The 21748-nt window shown below is 43.5% G+C and carries 21 protein-coding genes, 1 tRNA gene, 1 rRNA gene, 1 pseudogene and 1 riboswitch (1 of these 25 running past the window's edge); of the genes and pseudogenes, 5 read left to right on the top strand and 19 right to left on the bottom strand.

Annotated features, from left to right (window positions below):
• From AC04Q4_RS12660 to AC04Q4_RS12605, 12 genes are all read right to left on the bottom strand, one after another.
• Positions 1 to 697: ribosomal RNA gene (locus AC04Q4_RS12660) — 16S ribosomal RNA — on the bottom strand; it reaches 833 nt to the left of the window's first position.
• A gap of 335 nt (positions 698 to 1032) precedes the next feature.
• Positions 1033 to 1120, bottom strand: a tRNA-Ser gene (locus AC04Q4_RS12655).
• A gap of 264 nt (positions 1121 to 1384) precedes the next feature.
• The gene (locus AC04Q4_RS12650) at positions 1385 to 3070 is read right to left on the bottom strand and encodes a GTP-binding protein (protein WP_476389067.1); all 1686 of its coding nucleotides are present in this window, start codon (positions 3068 to 3070) and stop codon (positions 1385 to 1387) included.
• Position 3071: 1 nt separating this feature from the next.
• Positions 3072 to 3974 (bottom strand): sulfate adenylyltransferase subunit CysD, encoded by a 903-nt coding sequence (cysD, locus tag AC04Q4_RS12645; RefSeq protein WP_173738052.1) that lies wholly within the window; start codon positions 3972 to 3974, stop codon positions 3072 to 3074.
• 51 nt (positions 3975 to 4025) lie between these two features.
• On the bottom strand, positions 4026 to 4337 hold the full coding sequence (locus tag AC04Q4_RS12640; protein ID WP_015526617.1) for a 4Fe-4S dicluster domain-containing protein: 312 nt from the start codon (positions 4335 to 4337) through the stop codon (positions 4026 to 4028).
• Positions 4321 to 6027 (bottom strand): adenylyl-sulfate reductase subunit alpha, encoded by a 1707-nt coding sequence (locus AC04Q4_RS12635; RefSeq protein ID WP_476389066.1) that lies wholly within the window; start codon positions 6025 to 6027, stop codon positions 4321 to 4323. The genes AC04Q4_RS12640 and AC04Q4_RS12635 overlap by 17 nt, the downstream gene beginning before the upstream one ends.
• Positions 6028 to 6032: 5 nt before the next feature.
• Entirely contained in the window at positions 6033 to 6449 is a 417-nt protein-coding gene (locus tag AC04Q4_RS12630) for a M67 family metallopeptidase (RefSeq protein ID WP_119240736.1), read from the bottom strand.
• Positions 6450 to 6510: 61 nt separating this feature from the next.
• Complete coding sequence (thiF, locus tag AC04Q4_RS12625) at positions 6511 to 7317, bottom strand: thiazole biosynthesis adenylyltransferase ThiF (protein WP_476389065.1); 807 nt, start codon at positions 7315 to 7317, stop codon at positions 6511 to 6513.
• The gene (gene thiS, locus AC04Q4_RS12620) at positions 7317 to 7526 is read right to left on the bottom strand and encodes a sulfur carrier protein ThiS (protein WP_021650460.1); all 210 of its coding nucleotides are present in this window, start codon (positions 7524 to 7526) and stop codon (positions 7317 to 7319) included. Before thiS (AC04Q4_RS12620) ends, thiF begins: the two co-directional genes overlap by 1 nt.
• 12 nt (positions 7527 to 7538) lie before the next feature.
• Entirely contained in the window at positions 7539 to 7784 is a 246-nt protein-coding gene (locus tag AC04Q4_RS12615; RefSeq protein WP_015526613.1) for a sulfurtransferase TusA family protein, read from the bottom strand.
• On the bottom strand, positions 7777 to 8640 hold the full coding sequence (locus AC04Q4_RS12610; RefSeq protein WP_173741799.1) for a 4Fe-4S binding protein: 864 nt from the start codon (positions 8638 to 8640) through the stop codon (positions 7777 to 7779). Before AC04Q4_RS12610 ends, AC04Q4_RS12615 begins: the two co-directional genes overlap by 8 nt.
• 62 nt (positions 8641 to 8702) lie before the next feature.
• Positions 8703 to 9941 carry an aminotransferase class V-fold PLP-dependent enzyme gene (locus tag AC04Q4_RS12605; protein ID WP_476389096.1) on the bottom strand — a complete coding sequence of 413 codons (1239 nt, stop codon included), beginning with the start codon at positions 9939 to 9941 and terminating at the stop codon, positions 8703 to 8705.
• Positions 9942 to 10138: 197 nt separating this feature from the next.
• On the opposite strand from AC04Q4_RS12605, the gene AC04Q4_RS12600 reads away from it, so the two are divergent.
• Both AC04Q4_RS12600 and AC04Q4_RS12595 read left to right on the top strand, forming a co-directional pair.
• Entirely contained in the window at positions 10139 to 10303 is a 165-nt protein-coding gene (locus tag AC04Q4_RS12600; RefSeq protein WP_243251517.1) for a hypothetical protein, read from the top strand.
• A 60-nt stretch (positions 10304 to 10363) separates the two neighbouring features.
• Positions 10364 to 10648 carry a hypothetical protein gene (locus AC04Q4_RS12595; RefSeq protein ID WP_173737979.1) on the top strand — a complete coding sequence of 95 codons (285 nt, stop codon included), beginning with the start codon at positions 10364 to 10366 and terminating at the stop codon, positions 10646 to 10648.
• A gap of 162 nt (positions 10649 to 10810) precedes the next feature.
• Here the strand turns inward: AC04Q4_RS12595 and AC04Q4_RS12590 are convergent, their stop codons facing one another.
• From AC04Q4_RS12590 to AC04Q4_RS12570, 5 genes are all read right to left on the bottom strand, one after another.
• Positions 10811 to 11827 (bottom strand): sulfate ABC transporter substrate-binding protein, encoded by a 1017-nt coding sequence (locus tag AC04Q4_RS12590; RefSeq protein ID WP_476389064.1) that lies wholly within the window; start codon positions 11825 to 11827, stop codon positions 10811 to 10813.
• Between the two features lie 405 nt (positions 11828 to 12232).
• The gene (thiH, locus tag AC04Q4_RS12585; RefSeq protein WP_270610049.1) at positions 12233 to 13474 is read right to left on the bottom strand and encodes a 2-iminoacetate synthase ThiH; all 1242 of its coding nucleotides are present in this window, start codon (positions 13472 to 13474) and stop codon (positions 12233 to 12235) included.
• A gap of 166 nt (positions 13475 to 13640) precedes the next feature.
• A complete protein-coding gene (locus tag AC04Q4_RS12580; protein ID WP_118170203.1) occupies positions 13641 to 14426 on the bottom strand; it encodes a thiazole synthase in 786 nt (261 codons plus the stop codon).
• Between the two features lie 178 nt (positions 14427 to 14604).
• Positions 14605 to 14808: a sulfur carrier protein ThiS gene (gene thiS, locus AC04Q4_RS12575; protein ID WP_144092642.1), complete on the bottom strand. Its 204-nt coding sequence runs from the start codon at positions 14806 to 14808 to the stop codon at positions 14605 to 14607.
• A 261-nt stretch (positions 14809 to 15069) separates the two neighbouring features.
• A riboswitch (TPP riboswitch) is annotated at positions 15070 to 15177 on the bottom strand.
• Between the two features lie 207 nt (positions 15178 to 15384).
• Positions 15385 to 16503 (bottom strand): Ig-like domain-containing protein, encoded by a 1119-nt coding sequence (locus tag AC04Q4_RS12570; RefSeq protein ID WP_173738047.1) that lies wholly within the window; start codon positions 16501 to 16503, stop codon positions 15385 to 15387.
• 173 nt (positions 16504 to 16676) lie between these two features.
• On the opposite strand from AC04Q4_RS12570, the pseudogene AC04Q4_RS12565 reads away from it, so the two are divergent.
• Positions 16677 to 17071, top strand: a pseudogene (locus AC04Q4_RS12565) (transposase); the annotation flags it as partial.
• A 261-nt stretch (positions 17072 to 17332) separates the two neighbouring features.
• Here the strand turns inward: AC04Q4_RS12565 and AC04Q4_RS12560 are convergent.
• Together AC04Q4_RS12560 and AC04Q4_RS12555 are read right to left on the bottom strand one after the other, a co-directional pair.
• Entirely contained in the window at positions 17333 to 18265 is a 933-nt protein-coding gene (locus tag AC04Q4_RS12560; RefSeq protein ID WP_173738046.1) for a serine hydrolase domain-containing protein, read from the bottom strand.
• A gap of 5 nt (positions 18266 to 18270) precedes the next feature.
• Complete coding sequence (locus tag AC04Q4_RS12555; RefSeq protein WP_118170198.1) at positions 18271 to 19617, bottom strand: APC family permease; 1347 nt, start codon at positions 19615 to 19617, stop codon at positions 18271 to 18273.
• A 260-nt stretch (positions 19618 to 19877) separates the two neighbouring features.
• On the opposite strand from AC04Q4_RS12555, the gene AC04Q4_RS12550 reads away from it, so the two are divergent.
• Together AC04Q4_RS12550 and AC04Q4_RS12545 are read left to right on the top strand one after the other, a co-directional pair.
• Entirely contained in the window at positions 19878 to 20711 is an 834-nt protein-coding gene (locus AC04Q4_RS12550) for an SIS domain-containing protein (protein ID WP_476389063.1), read from the top strand.
• Between the two features lie 20 nt (positions 20712 to 20731).
• Entirely contained in the window at positions 20732 to 21679 is a 948-nt protein-coding gene (locus AC04Q4_RS12545; RefSeq protein WP_476389062.1) for a serine hydrolase, read from the top strand.
• The last annotated feature ends 69 nt before the right edge of the window (positions 21680 to 21748 follow it).

The following is a 21748-nucleotide window of genomic DNA, read 5'->3' as shown; positions in this document are numbered from 1 at the left end:
TAATATCTACGCATTTCACCGCTACACTAGGAATTCCGCTTACCTCTCCGGCACTCAAGACGGGCAGTTTCCAATGCAGTCCCGGGGTTGAGCCCCAGCCTTTCACATCAGACTTGTCCATCCGTCTACGCTCCCTTTACACCCAGTAAATCCGGATAACGCTTGCCCCCTACGTATTACCGCGGCTGCTGGCACGTAGTTAGCCGGGGCTTCTTAGTCAGGTACCGTCAATCTCTTCCCTGCTGATAGAAGTTTACATACCGAGATACTTCTTCCTTCACGCGGCGTCGCTGCATCAGGGTTTCCCCCATTGTGCAATATTCCCCACTGCTGCCTCCCGTAGGAGTCTGGGCCGTGTCTCAGTCCCAATGTGGCCGTTCACCCTCTCAGGCCGGCTATGGATCGTCGCCTTGGTGGGCCGTTACCCCACCAACTAGCTAATCCAACGCGGGTCCATCTTATACCACCGGAGTTTTTCACACTGAGCCATGCAGCTCTGTGCGCTTATGCGGTATTAGCAGTCATTTCTGACTGTTATCCCCCTGTACAAGGCAGGTTACCCACGCGTTACTCACCCGTCCGCCACTAGAAACAATCTAAATCTGCCGAAGCTTCAATAAAAGGTTTCCCGTTCGACTTGCATGTGTTAAGCACGCCGCCAGCGTTCATCCTGAGCCAGGATCAAACTCTCTGATAAAGTGTTTGAATCTTTTACTCAAGACAACCGTTTGGCTATCTCTCGTTTTTACTGCTTTTGGTTTGTTTAAACCGTTCTTTAAATGTAAAGAAATTTTCGAGAATCGTATGTGTTTCACTGTTTAGTTATCAAGGTTTGTTGCGTCTGTCTCTCAGACAGCTCGTTTATTTTATCTCATCTCAAATCGTTTGTCAAGTACTTTTTTCAACTTTTTCCAAACTCTTTTTTGATGAATCTCTGTCTCGCTGACAGCTTGTTTACTTTATCATGTCTGCAAGCATTTGTCAACAAGTTTTTTCATTTTTTTGAAAAATTTATTTTTTTCAAAAAAATAACGGAGAAGGAGGGATTTGAACCCTCGCGCCGCGTTAGCGACCTATACCCTTAGCAGGGGCACCTCTTCGGCCTCTTGAGTACTTCTCCAGACTCCGAACTTATAATTTCTCATTAAATTGGAGCGCATTTCTTCTGTGTTTTCATCCGAAACGCATGGTTTATTATAGCTGAAGGTGCTATGTTTTGTCAACACTTTTTTTTATTTTTTTACATTAATTTTATTCTACTATGATAGATATGGAATCGAAAAATGGATATACTGTAGTGCTAATGGCTTTACAGCCTTTAGATCCATCAGAAAAGAAGCCGCACATCTATGCGGCCTCTCAGTATTATTGATATATTTTTTTATCAGATCATCCAGAAATTATCTGTGCAGACAATCTTTCTGTAGGTCTCAAACTTGAACCACTTATTATGGAACTCTGACTTATTATCAGTTGATTTAAACTCATCCAGGAACTGCTGGTAATCGGCATTGCTGCGGATTTCGAGGGCAAAGCCTCTCTCATCCACAACAGGAAGTCCCATAAAGGCATACTTGTCTAACGTAATAATATCCAGTACCTTTTTATCACGGATCAGAACAGCCGCATTATCCTCCAGAGAAACAATATCAAAATAGCCCGGATATTCAAAGCTGTCACCCTCAACAGGCACAGTATCCCCTACATGATAAGTCTTAACCTCTTTATCCGCTTTGGAAAGCAGTGCATTCTCAAGGTTAAAATAGAACTCTTCAAAAATATAACCGCCAACCTTCACGTCATCCTTCTGGAAATAAGGCTTCTCTCCCTCAGTATCAACCGACTCCACAACACCACATGCAGAAGTCATATGGCTCACACGGTCGATCAGGATCAGCTCACCAAGAGTCTTATTCTTTTTAAACTCATCCAGCACAACCTTATCAGAAAGACCGATCCTGCACAAAGCAATCTCATTCTTCTCGATTGTATCTGCATGCAGATGCTCACCGGTATTTACATCCGTCTTAAACTCAATACTCTTAACCACACCTGCGATTTTTTTTGTACCAAGCTTCACAAGATACTCCTTGCCCACTTCAAGCCTGGAATCATCCATCCAGAGAAGCGTAGCCTCAAAGCCCTTTGCCACTGGAATCTCATCACTATTGGTAAGAACACAGCCACGGCTTACATCCACCTCTTTATCCAGCTGGATCGTAACAGCCTGGCCTGCAACAGCCTCTTCACGATTGTCACTGCCCACCAGAATCGTCTTAACAGCCGCTGTCTCGTTGCTTGGAAGCGTTGTGATGATATCACCTACACGAACCCGGCCACTCTCGATCTGGCCCTGGAAGCCGCGAAATTCATGATTCGGACGAGAAACACGCTGAACAGGCAGATAAAACTCACTGACATTCTCAGCCTCTGAAACATCCACAGTCTCAAGATGCTCCAGAAGAGCTTTACCCATATACCAGGGCATATTCGGAGACTTCTTCGTTACGTTATCACCCTCTGTAGCACTGACAGGAATGATCACAACATCCTGAAGCCCCAGAGTCTCAGAAAGCTCATTAATATCCTTTACAATCTCATTAAAACGGCTCTCACTGTAATCAACAAGATCCATCTTGTTAACAGCAAAGACGAAATGATGAATACCCATCAGAGCGCAGATACGTGCATGACGCCTTGTCTGCACCAGAACACCCTGCTTCGCATCCACAAGAATAATGGAAAGCTGAGCAAAGGAAGCTCCAACCGCCATGTTTCTTGTATACTCCTCATGCCCTGGAGTATCCGCAACGATAAAGCTTCTCTTATCTGTTGTAAAATAACGATACGCAACATCTATAGTGATTCCCTGCTCACGTTCTGCCATCAGACCATCCAGAAGAAGAGAATAATCAATGGCGCCTCCTCTGGAACCTACCTTGCTGTCCAGAAGAAGGGCTTTTTCCTGATCCGCATATAAAAGCTTGGAATCATAAAGAATATGACCGATTAGTGTAGATTTTCCATCATCTACACTTCCGCAAGTGATAAATTTCAGTAATCCGCTCATCCTAGAAGTACCCCTCTCTCTTTCTTTTTTCCATGCTGGCAGCTCCGCCGTCGGAATCGATAACACGTGTAGTTCTCTCAGATTCCACAGAGCTTAAAGTCTCGTCAATGATCTCGTCCAGTGTCTCCGCGTCAGACTCGATACCACCTGTCAGTGGATAGCATCCGAGTGTACGGAAACGTACCTTTTTCATCTGCGGCTCCTCACCTGGGTTCAGGCGCATTCTGTCGTCATCCACCATGATAATATTTCCGTCTCTGTATACAATCGGACGCTCTTTTGCAAAATAAAGAGGAACGATCGGGATATTTTCTCTCTTAATGTACTGCCAGATATCAGTCTCAGTCCAGTTGGAGATCGGGAAAACACGGATACTTTCACCTTTATTGATCTCAGTATTATAAAGTTTCCACATCTCCGGACGCTGATTCTTCGGGTCCCAGGCCTGCTCTGCATTACGGAAGGAAAAGATACGCTCTTTTGCACGGCTTTTCTCCTCATCACGACGACCACCGCCAAATGCAGCTGTGAAACCATATTTCTTAAGGGCCTGCTTCAGAGCCTGTGTTTTCATAATATCTGTGTATGCGGAACCACTGTCAAAAGGATTGATTCCCTGCTTCACACCATCCTGATTAATGTACTCAAGCATTTCGATTCCCAGGTCCTTCGCGGTTTTGTCACGGAACTCGATCATCTCTTTAAATTTCCATGTTGTGTTTACATGAAGAAACGGGAATGGCGGTTTCTCCGGGTAAAAAGCTTTCATCGCAAGATGAAGCATTACAGAACTGTCTTTTCCTATAGAATAAAGCATTACCGGCTTTTCGCACTCTGCTGCAACTTCACGGATGATGTAAATTGCCTCCGCTTCCAGCTCATCCAAATGTGATAATCCACTCATATCTGATCTCATCCTCCTGTTCCGGCCGCCAAAACCGGCAGCACCTGTTTTCTAGTATTTATTCGAATTTCGTCGATCCACATCGATCACGGATGTGGAACCGTCTGTTTTTGTAATGATCCAGTGAAGGATATCACCTTCGCTTTTTACATTCATGATACTTCCGTTACCACCGATATCCGCACCAAGGAAAAAGTCAATGGCGCCGGCTTTACATTCCTTTACACAGGAAACGCAGCCCCAGCAGTTTTTCGGATATTTCATCACGGCTTTTTTGTCTTCCATGACGATCAGAGTTCCCGGACATACTTCACTGCATTTTCTGCAACCAACACATTTTTTCTGATCAATTCGTATGCTCATATGTGTCCTCCTTTACAATGTCACGGAAAATCATCCTGATCTCGCCGTTTTCCAGTTTCGAATTTACATATTTATAAAATTTCTCATCTGTTTCCGGATGATCCAGATTTTCGTTGAAAGAATGCCATCTGGTCTCTTTGCGGTTTTTCAGATGAGCGATCAGTGAACGGCACACAATGAGACGCTCACGAAGTTCGTATGCAAACATCAGCTCATGCATATCTGCTGCCGCTGTTTTTTCGGCAAGAGCCTGAAGCTGAAGGATTTTTTCATCTGCAAGAGCAAGCTGCTTCTCATTAAACTGATAATTGGAAGCAATTCCTCCCGCATATTCATCCATGACCTTCTGCATAGCTTCCTCAAGCTCCTCAATGGAAAATGCCGGTGCATCTTCATTACGGAACTTTTCATACCGGGAAAGGATCTTCTCTTCCTGAACCTTGATCGCCGCCTCTGTCTGAATATCAGCCTCTTTCAGAGTTCCTGCACCAAACTGTTTCACCATATCCAATGCTGCAAGCTTTCCTTCTGCAAGAGCTCCTGTCACATATTTCTGCGGACATCCGCCTGCAACATCACCAGCAGCATACAGCCCCTTTACCGTGGTTTCACGGCCTGTATTTACCCAGTAGCCGCTGGCTGTATGACCGCCTACGATATACGGCTCTGTTCCCTGAATCTCAACATCCTGCTCGCTGGGGTCCTTTCCGCTTTCGATCCATTTCAGAGTCTGGCTCGGTGCCATGTTGAGATAAGCCTTCAGAAGATCTTCGTCCTGTTCCTTCGTGATCCCTGTAGTCTTCAGGTAACACGGTCCGTGACCAAGCTGATTTTCCCGGACTGTTCCATAAACTCTCTCGCTTGTGGTCAGTCCATATTTTGTCTCATAGATCTCGCCTGCTGCATTGATCTGTTTTGCGCCAACACCCTGTGCGATGGTTCCCGTAGGAGCAATGGTATCCTTGCAGCGAAGTGCGATAAAACGCATCTCAAAGGACGTCATCTCCGCACCTGCCAGAATTCCCATTGCGTATCCGGCGCCTGTGTTAAACGGCGGATACCACATCTTATGTCTGGAAAATCCCGGATTGTTCGGTTTATAAAGTCCAGCCGCTCCACCTGTTGCAACAAGAACTGCTTTTGCCCGGATAATGTATGCGGTTTCTTCCATAATAGAGAAACCAACCGCTCCGTAAACCTGTCCGTCTTTCACAAGAAGGTCTGTGATATTTACATAATTCAGAACGTCTACATTCTCAGCTTTATGAACTGCATCAGCAAGAAGAGGTTTAAAATTCTCACCGTTGATCTTGATGTTACGGTTTCCTCTGGCAACATAATCGCCATTTTCATCCTTCAGGATCACAAGCCCAAGCTTCTCCATTTTTGCGGTAACTTCGTTGAAATTCTCCGCTGCTGTAAGAAGAAGGTCCTGCCTTACGATACCGGCAGCATCCTTTGTGGCATAATCTACATAATCCTGAGGTTTGCGGCCTTTTACGATGTAAGCATTGATGGCATTAACACCGGCTGCCAGACAGCCGCTTCGTCTGATATTTGCTTTTTCTGCGATCAGTACCCTGCCGGCTTTCTGTTCTGAGAGAACCAGCGCTGCATAGCAGCCTGCGGTACCTCCGCCTATGATCAGCACATCGGTTGTAATTTCTTTTGTGTTTAATCTGTTTTTCATACTCATCACTCTGTTATCTGAATCTCATGTACAGTTACATTTTTTTCTTTGTCTACGCCGAAGGCCTTCAGCACCGGGTTTTCTGCATCCATAAGGGAGAGGATCAGATATTCGATGTTCGGGTCAAAAGCAAGTCGTTTGTCTTCTTCGGAAGGCCTTGACGGAGACTCCGGATGAGAATGAAAGTTTCCGATCATCTGATATCCGTTCTGACGGATATCTTTGATCGCGCTCAGCTGTTCTTTCGGGTCCATGGAAAAGTGCTCGTTGCTTTCATCGATGTTTGTCAGCAGATACACCTTCTCGATGGTTTTTACATCGCCCTCAATGATCCCGCCCAGAAGGCCGCAGGACTCATTGGGAAGTCCCTTTCTGCAGTGGTCTAATATTTTTTCGTAATCTTCTTTTTTTAATTTCAGCATCTCGTGGCCTCCAATGGGTTTCTATACTTAATTTACAGAGTCTGCACCCGCAGACAGTTCTTTAGTGTTTCAGTTCACACACAGCCTGCTCATAATCGATCAGTTCTGTGATCGTCGGATCATCGCCGCATACCGGACAATGATGATTCTTCGGAAGCTTCACGGTACGGAAGGTCATCTTCAGTGCATCGTAGGTGAGAAGTCTTCCTGTAAGAAGATCACCCTGTCCGATGATGTACTTGATCGCTTCCATTGCCTGAAGGCTTCCGATCACGCCGCCCATGGCTCCGATCACGCCAGCCTGCTTACAGGTCGGTACGGCGTCCTTTGGTGGCGGGCTCTGGAATGCACATCTGTAGCATGGTCCCTGTCCCGGGACGTAGGTCATCAGCTGTCCCTGGAAACGGATGATACCTGCATGTGAAAAAGGTTTCTCGGCCATTACACAGGCATCGTTGATAAGGAATTTTGCAGGGAAGTTGTCTGTTCCATCCAGAATGAAATCGTAATCTTTGATCAGATCCATAATGTTGCTGGAATCTACAAATGTATGATATGTATTTACGGTAACGTCCGGGTTGATGGCTTTCATAGTCTCAGCCGCAGACTCTACTTTCAGTTTGCCAACATCTGCAGTTGTGTGGATGACCTGTCTCTGAAGATTGGAAATATCTACCTCATCTGCATCTACGATTCCGATTGTTCCCACACCTGCTGCTGCAAGGTAAAGGGCTGCCGGTGCTCCAAGTCCGCCGGCTCCGATGATAAGAACCTTGGCATTCAGAAGCTTTTTCTGGCCTTTTACTCCGACCTCTTTCAGAATGATGTGGCGGGAGTAACGCTCAAGCTGCTCATTTGTAAAAGCCATTATCTTGCGCCTCCTCCCATGTAGTACAGGAACTCAACAACATCGCCGTCCTTTACCTCTGTCTCCGGAACGTCTGCCTTGCTGATGAATTCATCGTTGATAGTTACGGTTACATACTCAGGACTTTCGATATCCTCTTTCTCAATAAGCTCTGTAAGCTTCAGTCCATCTTCGTACTCTTTTTTATTTCCTGCAACTGTGATTGTCATTTCTCTGTTCTCCTATTCTTCAACTTTTCTTACGATCAGTGTATAAGTTCCGTCTTCGTTGTCCTCGAGCTTCAGGATCTGATGTCCTTCTTCCTTCACACTTCTCGGCACATTCTGTACCGGCTCGCCATCGTTCATTTTGATCGCCAGGATCTGTCCGTCATCCAGCTCTTCAAGTGCTACCTTTGCTTTTACAAAGGTTACCGGGCAGACCACATCGGTAATATCTACTGTATCATCAATCTTAATATCAGCCATTGTATGCTCCTTTCAAAACTTCCTGAAGTTTCTCAGCACCTACCCGGTCGATGGTGAATTTAAAACGTTCTCCCGGATTTGCATGATCATCAAAGAACTGGATTGCTGCGTCTGTCACTCTGAAAAGCTGCTCCTCAGAGGTGATCAGTGGAAGGAATTCCTGTCCCTTGCTGATGTGATTTCCAAACGTTCCGCCAAAGGAAACGATATATGCTTCGTTTACATCCCATGCATCTACAGGACAGGATTTTGCACATCTGCCGCAGTAGTTACATTTCTCTGTGTCGATCACCAGCTTGTCATCCTCAAAGGAGATAGCGTTTTCTCTGCAGGCCTTTTCGCAGACACCACAGTGGATACATGCGTCTTCTTTCCAGCTGACCTGAGCTGCTCCCTTGATTCCTACATCATTCTCCTCTGCCTTCAGACAGTTGTTCTGACATCCGGTAACACCGAATTTGAATTTATGAGGAAGCTCTCTTCCGAAATATCTCTCATTTAATTTCACCGCAATGTCATAGCTGTTGATATTTCCGCTTGGACAGACAGCATTACCCTGGCAGGCTGTAACTGTACGGACTCTCGGTCCGCAGACACCGGGCTTGCATCCGCCTTTCGCAAGATCATCTTTTACATCATCAATATCATCTAATTTAATGAACGGAATCTCAACTCCCTGTCTGGAAGTAAGATGTACATATCCGTCACCGTATTTCTCAGCCACTTCTGCGATTTTCTTAAGATTCTCTGCTGTAAGCGTACCGCCTACACAGGCAAGACGAAGAGAAAAATTATTCTTCTGCTTCTGTCTCATGAAACCACCTTTTTTTAATGTAGCGTAATCTACTTTTGCCATAACGAATTCTCCATTTCTCTGCTGGTGCAGCTCCTGGTACATCGTTTTCGGTGTACCAGATTTTATCGGTTATTTTCTATCGCTTGTTTGAAATCTTCTTTTAAATCTTCAATATCTTCAATTCCCACACTGATACGGATCAGATCCTCGAATACTCCGGACTGCAGCTTCTCTTCATCGGAAATGTGTGCCGCGATGGTGGATTCAGGATGAATGACCAGTGTCTTCGTGTCTCCGATGTTGGAGATGATCAGAGGAATCTTCAATGAATTAATAATGGAAAAAGCCTTCTCCTTACTTCCGGTTCTTACGGTTACAATAGCTCCGTAGCCATTCTTAAACTGCTTTTTTGCAATTTCGTGATAAGGGCTTTCTTCCAGTCCCGGATAATTTACTTCAATGTCACCACCAAGGCTCTGTAAAAATCTCGCAAGCTCCAGTGCATTGTCACACTGTCTCTGCATTCGAAGTCCCAGGGTTTCCAGTCCCAGATTATTAAGAAAAGCATTCTGCGGAGCAAGACACGCGCCGGTATTCCGGAAAAGTCCGTTTCGAAGTTTGGCGATGTATGCAAATGGTCCGAATTTCCGGTATGGAGCAAGTCCCGGATATCGGTCAGGGTCCCATTTCAGACCCTTACCACAGACAAGAATGCCGCTGATGGCATCACTGCTTCCATTAATATATTTGGAAGAGGAATGAACCACGATGTCAGCTCCAAGCTTCAGTGGCTGGATCAGATACGGTGTTGCCACGGTGTTGTCTACGATCAGTGGTACGTCATACTTATGTGCCACTTCTGCAACTGCCTGGATATCGGTAACGTCCAGCTTGGGGTTTCCGATAGTCTCCGCGAAAACAAGTCTCGTCTTCTCTGTGATCTCTGCCTCAAAAGCTTCCGGCTTATTCTCTTTCACATATTTTACGGAAATCCCGAAAGGCTTCAGATCATCGAACAGCTCCACAGTTCCGCCGTACAGTCCGCAGGCCGCTACGATCTCATCTCCGGCCTGAAGAATGTTCAGAAATGCATTGGTCAGTGCTGCCATTCCGGAAGCACAGGCCACACTGCCGATTCCATCCTCCAGCATAGTCACTCTTTTCTCAAAGGACTCTACCGTAGGATTGTTGATCCTTGTATAGGAGAAGCCCATTTTTTTATTGTCAAAAATTTTCTCCAGGTCTTCCGCGCTGTCATGTCGGAATGCGCTGCTCTGATAGATCGGAACCTGTGTGGCTCCCTGTGGATATTTCTCATTGGTGCCGTGAAGCAGCCCTGTATTAAAGCCGTATTCGTTCATAGCCTCTTCCCTTTCTTTTGTTGACACTTATATTAGCCTACTATTCATAGTATGTCAATAGGAAAACTGGATTAAATGTATTTTTTTGTGTACACAACTATACAGCAGCATGGTACAATTATAGCAATTACGGGAATTACAGCCCCACCCTTGATTTCCGCGTCCGGCTGTTCAACATTCTCGCCTTGGGAGGCACTGTGATCAGCCTGATCTTTCTCATCGTTTTTCCGGTGATGTTTTTTACCAGCGGCGGATATCATGGCGGTATGCCGGCCTTCTTCGTGTTTGCCATTATCTTTACCGTGCTGATGCTGGAAAAAATACGGGCTCTGATCGTTTCTCTGCTGGAGATTATTTTGTAAAAATTTATGATCCGTAGACAGTAACTGAACAACTGCTGCACAATTTATCAGGAGGTGCCTATGCATAAAAAAATCTTATTTCTTTTAACAGGTGCGATCGCTCTTTCCATATCTGCAGTCCCAGTCCTCGCTTCTGACCCGCCAACCGATGACGGTCAGTACATCTGGCAGGATGAAAACGGAGATTACTGGTACCGCAAAAAATACGATCTTCTGTCCACCATCAGCCAGTACTCCGAGGATGCCTCTGACGAATGGAAGGAAATGTATGACACCTATCTGGATACCATAAACGGAATCCGTATGATGGATGGTTGTTCCCTGACCGAAGGAAGCCATACCTGATCCCCCTGCCCCTTCTGCCGTTATTTTGCAGACCGGAAGATTCATAGCTGTATCTCCGTTGCAAAAGGCACATCATATTTACACAAAAGAAGCTGCAGAACTTGAGTCTTCATTGTTCTGCAGCTCCTTTGTGTTGTTCTATCTGATCATATCTTCTATCGGTTATCCTTCATAAATCTGATCAAAAATCCCTCCATCTGAAAAATGTGTTTCCTGTGCCTTTTTCCATCCGCCGAAATCATCAATGGTGACAAGATTGATGTCCAGGTCAAACACATCTGAGTATTCCTTCAGAATATCCTGATTTGACGGACGGTAATAATTATCACCTGCGATCCGCTGTGCTTCATCGGAATAGAGATAATTCAGATATTCCTCTGCCACATCTCTGGTGCCTCTTTTGTCTACGACTTTATCGACTACTGCTACTGACGGCTGTGCAAGAATGCTGATGCTTGGTGTTACGATTTCGTAGTCGTCCGGATAATCTTTTACGGAAAGATAGGCTTCATTTTCCCAGGCGATCAGCACATCTCCCTGTCCGTTTTCTACAAATGAAGTTGTTGCACCTCTGGCTCCGGTATCAAGGACAAGTACGTTTTTGTAAAGATCTCCGATGAATTCTTTAATCTTATCTTCGTCTCCGTTATATTTATCTTTTGCATAGGCCCAGGCTGCTAGGTAATTCCATCTTGCTCCGCCGGAGGTTTTCGGGTTTGGTGTGATCACACCTACATCTTTCTTTACCAGATCATCCCAGTCCTTGATATTCTTGGGATTTCCTTTTCTCACAAGAAATACAATAGTCGAAGTGTATGGAGAGCTGTCCTCCGGAAATTTGTCCACCCACCCGTCATCGATGAGTCCTGCATCCTGGATCGCATCCACATCATACTCCAGTGCCAGTGTTACCACATCTGCTTCCAGTCCGTTGGCAACCTCAAGTGCCTGCTTGCCGGAACCACCATGGGACTGCGTGATCTCAACATCCTGGCCTGTTTTTTCTTTCCAGTGTTCCTGAAAAATCTTATTGTACTGTTCGTAAAGCTCTCTGGTCGGATCATAAGATACATTTGTAATGCTGACGCTGTCCGCCGCATAGGTTGTCACTCCTGTAAGGTTTCCAAGTGCCGCTACTGCTGCAAAAGCTGCTACTACTGATCTCCATCTTCTTTTCATAATACTTACCTCCTGTGTTTGCCTCGTGTTTTGTTGTTGGGGCTATTATAAACATGAGTAAGTCCATATGAAAACTGTTAGATTGGAAACCGTTTTCAGGAGATTTCAGAAACAGGGATCTTTTTGCTAATTTCACAGGTTTTTATACTGATTTTCAGCTGTTATCCATATATTTCTCACTCTTTTTTACATATATTTATCGCCGTTGAAAGCTTTTGTGAAAACGCAATCAGCCTTGCAAGACAGTTATCCACACCCGTCCTGAAAAATCGCTTTTTCGAGTGGATGGTTTTCCACATATTCCACAAAAATTATCCCCTGACACCTATGTAATCGTTCCAGGTTTATATTAAGCGAATGTTCAAAATCCACTTTGTCGCATACCCAAGAACATAAATTTTTTCTTTACAGATAGATATAATCATTCATCACCGGCTGCAGACCATGATCTTTCAGTGCATTAAAAACTTCATCCACAGATCTTCCGTCTGAAATCTCAAACTGGTCATCACCTTTATCCTCAATATCATCTACATGACTTCCGATTCCTGTGCTGACACCTGCGGATATTTTTGTTGCAGCAATATTCACCAGATTATCACGGACACGCTCGCACTCTCTGGTAGATACGGTAATGCTTGCAAACGGCATAAACAGGCGATATGCACAAACTACCTGCAGAAGCTGCGGTTCGTGGACATCCTTCGGATTGATCCGGTCGTTGTTGATGATCGGACGAAGTCTTGGGCAGGAAAAAGCAATCTCTGCGTGTGGATATTTTCTCTGCAGAAGATATGCGTGATATCCGGTTGCAAAAGCATCCTTCCGGAAATCATCCAGTCCCAGAAGTGCCGCAAAACCAACGCCTCGCATGCCGCCTTTTAACGCACGCTCCTGAGTATTTAATCTATATGGAAAAATCCTCTTATGTCCTGCCAGATGCAGTGTCTCATACTTATCAGAATTATAGGTCTCCTGAAAAACAGTTACATAATCTGCGCCGCATTTGTGAAGATATGCGTACTCATCAGAATTCATCGGATATACCTCAAGGCCGACTACCTTGAAATATTTCCGGGCAATCTCACAGGCCTTTCCGATATATTCTACATTGGATTTGGATTTGCTCTCACCGGTAAGGATCAGGATCTCCTGAAGTCCGGTTTCTGCAATGGCTGCCATTTCTTTTTCGATCTCATCTGCATTCAGCTGTGCACGGCGGATTTTGTTATGACAGTTAAATCCGCAGTAAATGCAGTAGTTCTCACAGTAGTTTGCAATATAGATCGGTGTAAACATGCAGATACTGTTTCCAAAATGTTTCCTTGTTTCGATCCGTGCAGCCTGTGCGATTTCTTCCAGAAGTGGAAGTGCTGCTGGCGAAAGCAGGGCTTTAAAATCCTCCGGCGTACGGTTGTCATGAGCAAGTGCCCTTCGTACATCTGCTTCTGTATATTTATCATAATCATATGCATTCATTGCAGAAATAACCTGATCCATTACATCAGATTCTTCCAGCTGCTCCATATCCGGAAGGTATTTCATATGATCGATACGGTTCTTTTTCATATCTTCCAGAATTTCTTCATTTACGATACTTTCATTAAAATGGCCGTCCTGCTGACTGGCCTGTACTGTTTCTGCCATTACTCTTATGTCGCTCCTCTCATATATTGCAGCAATGTTCTGTTTCTCACTGATGCATATCCATAAACTCAATTTCAATTAAAACCAGACAATACCTGCGATTCACTGCACAGGCAGCTCCTGTCCCCCGCTTAGTGTTCTGCGTTCAATCATTCATTTATCAATTTTACTCATGCAGAAATCCTGTCAGCGGTGAAGACGCACTTGCACCTCTTTCCAGAGTTCTTCCCATGCCGGAAAGGTATGCACTTCTTCCTGCCTCAATAGCTTTCTTAAAGGCTTCCGCCATAACACGAACGTCTCCTGCAGTTGCAATAGCTGTATTTGCCATAACCGCTGCTGCACCCATTTCCATTGCTTCACATGCCTGTGACGGGCGGCCGATTCCAGCGTCTACGATGATTGGAAGGTCGATTTCATCGATGAGGATCTGGATAAATTCTTTTGTGCAGATTCCTTTGTTTGAACCGATCGGAGAGCCAAGTGGCATTACGCAGGCAGCTCCTGCATTTACCAGATCTCTGGCTGCATTCAGATCCGGATACATATACGGCATGACTACGAAGCCCTCTTTTGCAAGGATTTCGGTTGCTTTGATAGTTTCGTAGTTATCCGGAAGAAGATATTTGGAATCGTGGATGACTTCAATCTTTACAAAATCTCCGCAGCCAAGCTCGCGGGAAAGTCTTGCAATGCGGACTGCCTCCTGTGCATTTCTGGCGCCGGATGTATTCGGAAGAAGTGTAACATCTTTCGGCACATAGTCAAGAATGTTCGCAAGTCCACCCTCATTTGCACGTCGCAGGGCAAGTGTTACGATCTGAGTTCCTGCTTTTTCAATACATGCTTTTACAAGCTCCAGGGAAAATTTTCCTGAACCAAGGATAAAACGGGAAGTAAACTCATGGCCTCCCAGGATCAATTTGTCTTCATTTGTGTTTGCTGTTGTCATTTTTTATGTCCACCTTTCTGTTATTTATCTGCATTGTATTTCAGCTGCAATAACTGCTCAGCTATTCAATTTCAAGGCAGCAATTTTCTGCGATTCTGCCCATCCCACAGCCGGATATTCCTGCCCATCTTCAGACTTCTGAACAGGAATTTCTGTATCCGTTCTTATTCTTTCTGTCTCAGCAGCTTCCGCCGCCCATAAACTGCAGGATTTCCACAACGTCTCCGTCTTTCAGCACGGTCGTGTCGTAAGTCTCTCTCTTGATGATCTCTTCATTCAGCTCTACTACCACCTGCACCGGAACATAGTTACATGCTTCCAGATATTCAGTTACTGTCACCGGCTTTTCCAGTGTTCTGCTTTCACCATTTACTGTGATCATAATCGCTCCTTTCCGGAAATTTCGCCAAGTCAGAAGTAATTCTCAATCTCTTCCGGTCAATCGGATATTCGCAATCCGTAAAAAAAGAGTTCACAAAGAAATACACCCGCGGTGGTGCACCCCTTCATGAACTCTGTTCACTCTCAAAATTTCCCATGTTTAATTGTAAAATATTTCTCTGTAAATCCTGATCTTACGTATATTCAGGCGGATAAAACATCCGCATCCAATAAAAAAGGAGATACACCAAGGTATCTCCCGTAAATTCATCTTATACGTTCCTACGTTGGCATTATCCAAATCAGGTATAAGGGTCGAAGTTGAAGACTTCCTCTCAGCCTGCCATCACAAGCTCCCCTGTTATTTACACGGTTTAGTATAATTCCGATTCTGCTTCATGTCAAGAATAATAAATTTTGGTTTTATTTGGTTACTGTTCACTGGTAATATTCCGCGAGGTGTTTTTTGTGAGCGAAGGTCACAGAAAACCCGAGACATACCGCGCGGATTTATGCGATTAGCATAAATCCTGTGCATCGCGAAGCGTGTTGCTGAGAACGGAGTGAACAGTAACTTTTATTTATAAGCAGTGAATCCCAGATCATTCATTGTCAGGTTTAAATTCTTTTTCAGATAAGCATTTGCTGCTATCATTGTCGCTTTCATCATAATGTTGGAAGAATCCTGCAGATCTGTCATCGCTTTTTTTCCGTTTGTATACAGGAAAGTCAGATTCTGACCTTTATAAGCAGATGCTTTTGTGGAAGAAGTCAGCAGCACAAAGACTCCATCCGAAGACAGGGCGGACTTCACACTGACCGTATCAGATTTCACACAGTTTCCGATAATATCCAGTCCGGCAAGGACTCCATCTGAAGGCACAGAAATCAGCATTCCAATATCTATCTTATCTTCTTTCTTCAAATAGCCGATCATCAGAGTACTTTCTTCATTTACTTTGACATTTATAAACTGACTTCCGTCTTCGATATATCTGCCTTTCTGACTGATATATTTTTTCAGTTTGGCATAATTCTGCGTCAGTTTTGCGTTAGCCGATGCAGGATTTTTTACAGTAACCTTGCAGGTGAATTTTCTGCCGCCAAGGATCGCTGTGATATTCGCTGTTCCTGTTTTTACTGCGGTGACCTTTCCGGCTGAAGTTACACTGACAACCTTTGTGTTGCTACTCTTCCATGACGGTTTCAGACTGGTGCCGTTGATCTTCAGTGTATAAGTTTTTTTCGGTGTCAGTGTCAGGCTGGTCTTATTCAGGGTAAGAGAATTCAGCCCTGCAATCGCTGTCAGGCCTTTTTTATTATAGCTACTCCAGATTATATTTTTTCCGGATTTCCGGTAAGCTTTTACCGTATAAGTATAACGTGCTCCGGTGCTTACTTTTGTGTCGGTAAATGTAACATTCTTACTTCCTGTGATGGTTTTTACTACTTTCCATCCGCTGTTTCCGGACTTGCGGTATACACGGTATCCGGCTGTTCCTTTTACCTGTTTCCAGCTGAAAATGATCTTATTCTTTCCGACGATCTTAATAGAAGACATGGCCGGCGCTGCTACAGTTACTGCCGCCTGTACTTCTGCCACGCTGATCAGCTCCGGAACCGTAGCTGGTGCCGCCGTCGCAAGCATAAAACCTGTCAAAATGCCACATAAAGCTTTTTTCCAATTTCTTTTCATACGCTTTTTTCCTTTCTGCTTTGTGGTGTATCTGGATTTCCTAACAAATATAGTATACATTATGGGGAATATTCCTGCTATGATATTTTTCGCCGAATCGGGGCTTTCGGTGAAATTCGGCAGTTTTTACAATGGCAGAAAAAGGAGCTGTAAAAAAACATAGCCTACAAAAAATCTTTGAAGCCGAGCACGTCGATCTGCAGCACTTATATATAGATGAATCAAAATTTGAAGCAAATGCAAACAAGCATTCCTGGGTATGGAAAAAAGCAACTGAAAAATCCAGGTACCGTTCAGATATGGACTGTTTTATTCCTCTCATGAAAAAATTTCATGAGACCTATGGCTTTTATCCAAAATATCCTGTAGCGGATGTCCTTATGCAGAGAAATACAAAAAGGCAAAAGGAAACCGTACAGTACGGGTCAATCAGGAGTTGACGGTAATGTACCAAGAAGTGATCCGTAATCTGGAAAGTATTCAGGGAGCATTATTCAGAACGAATCGTTTCATTCAGGCAGAAGGAACTTTTGAAATCATGAAAAATGACCGGTGGTACAAAAGAATGAAAGTAAAAACAACCGCATAATTTCAAAAACAACCGAATTTATGATGAGAGGGGAAAGTATTCTCTGAATCTCTCCTCAATTCTACGATTTGGCTTAAAAGAGCATAGAAAGAAGCGTGCTCCAAAATGATTTCTCATTTTTTCACACGCCCTTTTTCAATGCCCTTGTAAAATCAAGAGTTTCTGCCACTTTATTTTTATTCAACTGTCGAAGATGGGATTAGCTTATGCTTTCCCCACGGATTTGTCAACCAGAATATATTACAATTCCGGAACCACTGTAGTCCATAGATGATTTCCTATTTTCTGGAAATCCCCCTCCAGAGACATTACAGTTACTACTGCATCCTTGTCAGGAAACGCCAGACAGAACTGACCATAATTTCCATCAGATCGATAGGAACCAGCTTCCGGATTCATTACAAACTGATATCCATATCCAAAACCGGAATATAGATTTCCCGGGCTTCCTGCCGCTGAATTGTCTACAAGATTGGAAGTCGCAACTTTCATATATTCTTCCGGCACCAACTGTTTTCCATTGTATTTTCCTTTATGAAGAATCATCTGTCCATATCTGGTGAACTCATCAATATTTACATAAAGACCATTCGCCGCATGTACATGACCTTTCGGACACAAAGTCCAGTCCGGATTTCCAATTCCCAATGGTTCAAAAAATCGATTTCTCAGATATTCCAGAAGATTGACACCCGCACGTTTTTCAATAGCACAGCTGATCATATAAGTATTGAAATTACTGTACAGCCACTGAGTTCCTGGTTTATTTACAACCTTCGCATTTTCAAAGAAATATCTGATCCAGTCCGGCGTTGTATAACGTTCCGGCCAGTCACAGAAAAACAGCGAGCTTTCCAGACCGGTAGTCATTGTCAGCATATTTTCCAGAGTCACATCACCAAGATATCCTTCTGTTTTTTCTGGAACATACTCCGGAAAAATATCAACGATCTTCTCATCCAGCTGAATCAATCCCTCATCCAGTGCAATTCCCACTGCACAGGATACCACGCCTTTGCATGCAGACCAGGTATTCAGGCGTGTTTTCACCGGCATTCTTTTATATTCTGCCGTTAACTGTCCTTCACGCCATATCTGCGCATACATAACATTGAGATTTTCTTTTAAAGTTTTGATAGCAAATTCATTGATCAGGTTCTGGTCTTTATTCATAAACATTAATCCTCCCACACACTTGTTTCCATCTTTACATCAGGACTTACACTTCTAAACCATCCGTAAGCCATGCATACTACAATGGCTATCAGACTGATGATTACTACCGGAAGTTTCAGGCTTCTGCAAGAATTGATAAAAATGCAGATATATGCAAACAGGCTCAAACAGCAGAGGAAATAATATTTTCCGTTAGAAATATGCATTGGTGATTTTTCCCATGCTTCTGCATGTTTTTTCGGAAGCTGGAAATAAGCATAAATCTGCAGAAATGCCAGTGCTGATGCCAGAAGCATAATATTATTTACAACATCACTGATAGAAAAGTCCAGTAACACAGGTAATATTCCCATAAGATAAGTAAATGTCATCAGTTTCCAGTAAGCCCCTCTTCTATTCTGAGCTGCCCATGATTTCGGAAGCCATCCATCTTTACAGGACTGTGCAACCGGAATACAGTTATTGGAAATTGTTGAATTAATGGATGAAGACAGTGCAAGTACCGGACCACCAATCATAAATACTGTGAAAAGTGCCGGATTTAAAATATTTTTTGCAACCAGGGTAAGCGGCTGTCCGGCTACCTGATCCAGAGGAAGCACACCACTTGCTACAATTGCAACACCGCCATATACAACCATCAGTGTCGGAATACAGTACAGAAGTGCCTTTGGAATATCTTTATGTGCCTCTTTTGCCTGTTTACCATAATTCATAATGCAGGAATATCCGTTTGTTGAATATACATACAGCATGATTGCGGAAAAGAATCCGGATGGACCATTGGAGAAAAAGTCTGGTGCTGTAAACTCAAACACCGGATTTTTCAGCTGGAGGCATCCCAGAACAATAAACAGACCAAGTGCAACAAACAGCAGGATAACCAGAATTTTCTGTACCTTCGCCATTACATCCACACCACACAGATTGATGGCAAAGAACACACTCAGGGCTGCAATTCCAAACCATTTCGCATTAATCTGCGGCCACAGGGAATTTGCATACATACCAATTGCCACACCATAAGTCGCCAGATTGATCGTCTGTGGCAAAAATCCTACTGCATACATACCGGCAACTCGTTTGCCGGCCATATCTCCTACCAGAGAATAAAATCCTCCTCCAAGTTTCAATGTAGATGTGATCCACGGAATCGGTGCGATCATCATAAATCCCCAGATACATGCAGCTACATACGCCAGCCACGCTGACTGTCCTGTCAGCAGAATTGCCGGACCGATCAATGTCAGAACTCCTGAACCAATTGCCTGTCCTACACCGATCGTATAAAGATCACTTCGTTTCAGATAACCTGTTTTTTCTTTTACTTCCTTTGCTGTTGATGACATAAAAGCCCCCCTTGCATATAAATCGTAATATTGGTAGTGTATTTAATTCTTTTTCTGACGTCATATGAATTATTTAATGCTATATTATCATTTAAAATTCAGAATTTCTATTGACAATATCATTAAAAATCCATCTTTTTAATTGTGCATTATTTACATTTTATTTTGTTTCAGAAGAATTATTTACTCTATTATATTGTAATTAAACTTTGCGCCTGTTATAATTCATTATACAAACTACACAAAACAGGAGGTTTTTCATGAAAGTAGAACAGTTGATCCGTGAAAAAATATCTTCTCTTTCTGCTGGCCAGAAGAAAGTTGCCGAATATATATTACAACACCTTGATTCTTTCAGTTATTCCACCCTTGCGAAACTCAGCAAGGAAATTTCCGTAAGCGAAACCACTATCATACGCCTTGCTTATTCTCTGGGTTTTGAAAGTTTTTCTGAAATGCAGAGAACTGTACAGAATGACATCCTTTCCATTCCCACAACTACATCAGATGACACACTGGATAACGGAAATTTCTATCAGAACATCATTGCAAAAGAGCTCCATTCCATGGAAAACTGGGCTTCCCACCTGAATCAGGAAGATATGGATCAGATCGTTACTCATCTGACCAATGCGAAAAAACGTCTGATTGTCGGTGCCCGTTCCTCTTACAGTGCAGCACTCTGGATGGGAACTCTGCTGAATCAGCTTCTTGGAAATACCAAGGTGGTTCACGAATTTTACGATTCCAATTTCGAATATCTCACAGAAGCATCCGAGGATACAGTTGTTCTTCTGCTCTCTTTTGCCCGCTATACCAAATGGTCACTGAAATACGCACAGGTTGCCAAAAACCATGGTGCAAAGATCCTTGCCATCACAGACAGTATTTCATCACCGGCATGGTCTCTGGCGGATCATGCGGTTATTACAGAGATCAATCTCAATGAAATGGGATTTAACTCCTTTTCCTGTCTCTATTGTCTTTTTGACAGCATTGTTGCAAAAATCCGAAAAAGCAAGTGCAAGTCCATCAGTACACGCCTTCATGACCTAGAAGAACTTTACTCAGACTTTGATCTTTTTTACGAATAATAATTACAGGGGGGATTATCATGCAGGAAATTTTAGATATTTTTCTTGAAAAATCTAAACAGCATCATTCCAATATTATCTATGCCCAGATATATAAAAACGATGTTTTAAAAGAAGAATTCAGGCTTTTTCCGGTAAAAACCCGATTAAATATATGGTCTATCAGCAAGCCTTTTGTTGCCATGGCTGCTGGTATCGCAGAACGCGAAGGACTGATCACTCTTGATGAATATATTTATCCCTGGTTTGAAAAATATTTCCCATCTGATCCTTCCGAAAATCTTTACAAAATAAAGATCTGTGATCTGCTTACGATGTCATCCGGTCAGAAAGATCCTCTCTTTTTCTGCGACGGTCCGGAACGATACAGAGAAAAAGACTGGGTAAGATATTTTTTCCAGAATGATTCTTTTCCCTATACACCAGGTACCCATTTCGTGTACAGCAATTTCTGTTCCTATATTTTGTCTGTTCTTCTGGAAGAGAAATCCGGAACGGGTCTGCTGAATTATCTGCGATATCGTTTCTTTGAACCGGTTGGTATTCCGAATCCTGACTGGACCCTTTGCCCTCAAGGACATTGCATGGCAGCTAACGGACTGTATCTAACAATTGATGAACTGGCTCGTTTTGGACATCTGCTTCTGCATGAGGGTTCCCTGAACGGAAAACAGATCGTCCCAAAAAAATTCGTTATTGATGCCTGTCAGAAACACATTGATTCTTACAATCCACTGACGGAACATCCAGATTACCAAAGCTATGGTTATGGATATTTCATATATATGGGACCTATGGAAGATACTCTGATCCTGTCCGGCAATTACGGCCAATACTGCATCATTGACAAAAAACATCAGATGGTATCCTGTGTCATGTCCCTGGATGGCAATGACCACAAAAAAATCCGTGATGACCTGGTGGATTCTCTTGCAGAATATTACGGTGTGAAAATTTCACATATATAAAAAAATGCCGCTCCCGCGCCCTCATCATATGATATTCGCAATCCGCTAACGCTACTTGCTCATAAAAAA

This window comes from Blautia sp. HA8986 (genome assembly GCF_056504635.1).
Note: the sequence above shows the minus strand (reverse complement) of the source record. Positions and strands in the feature narration are given on the sequence as shown.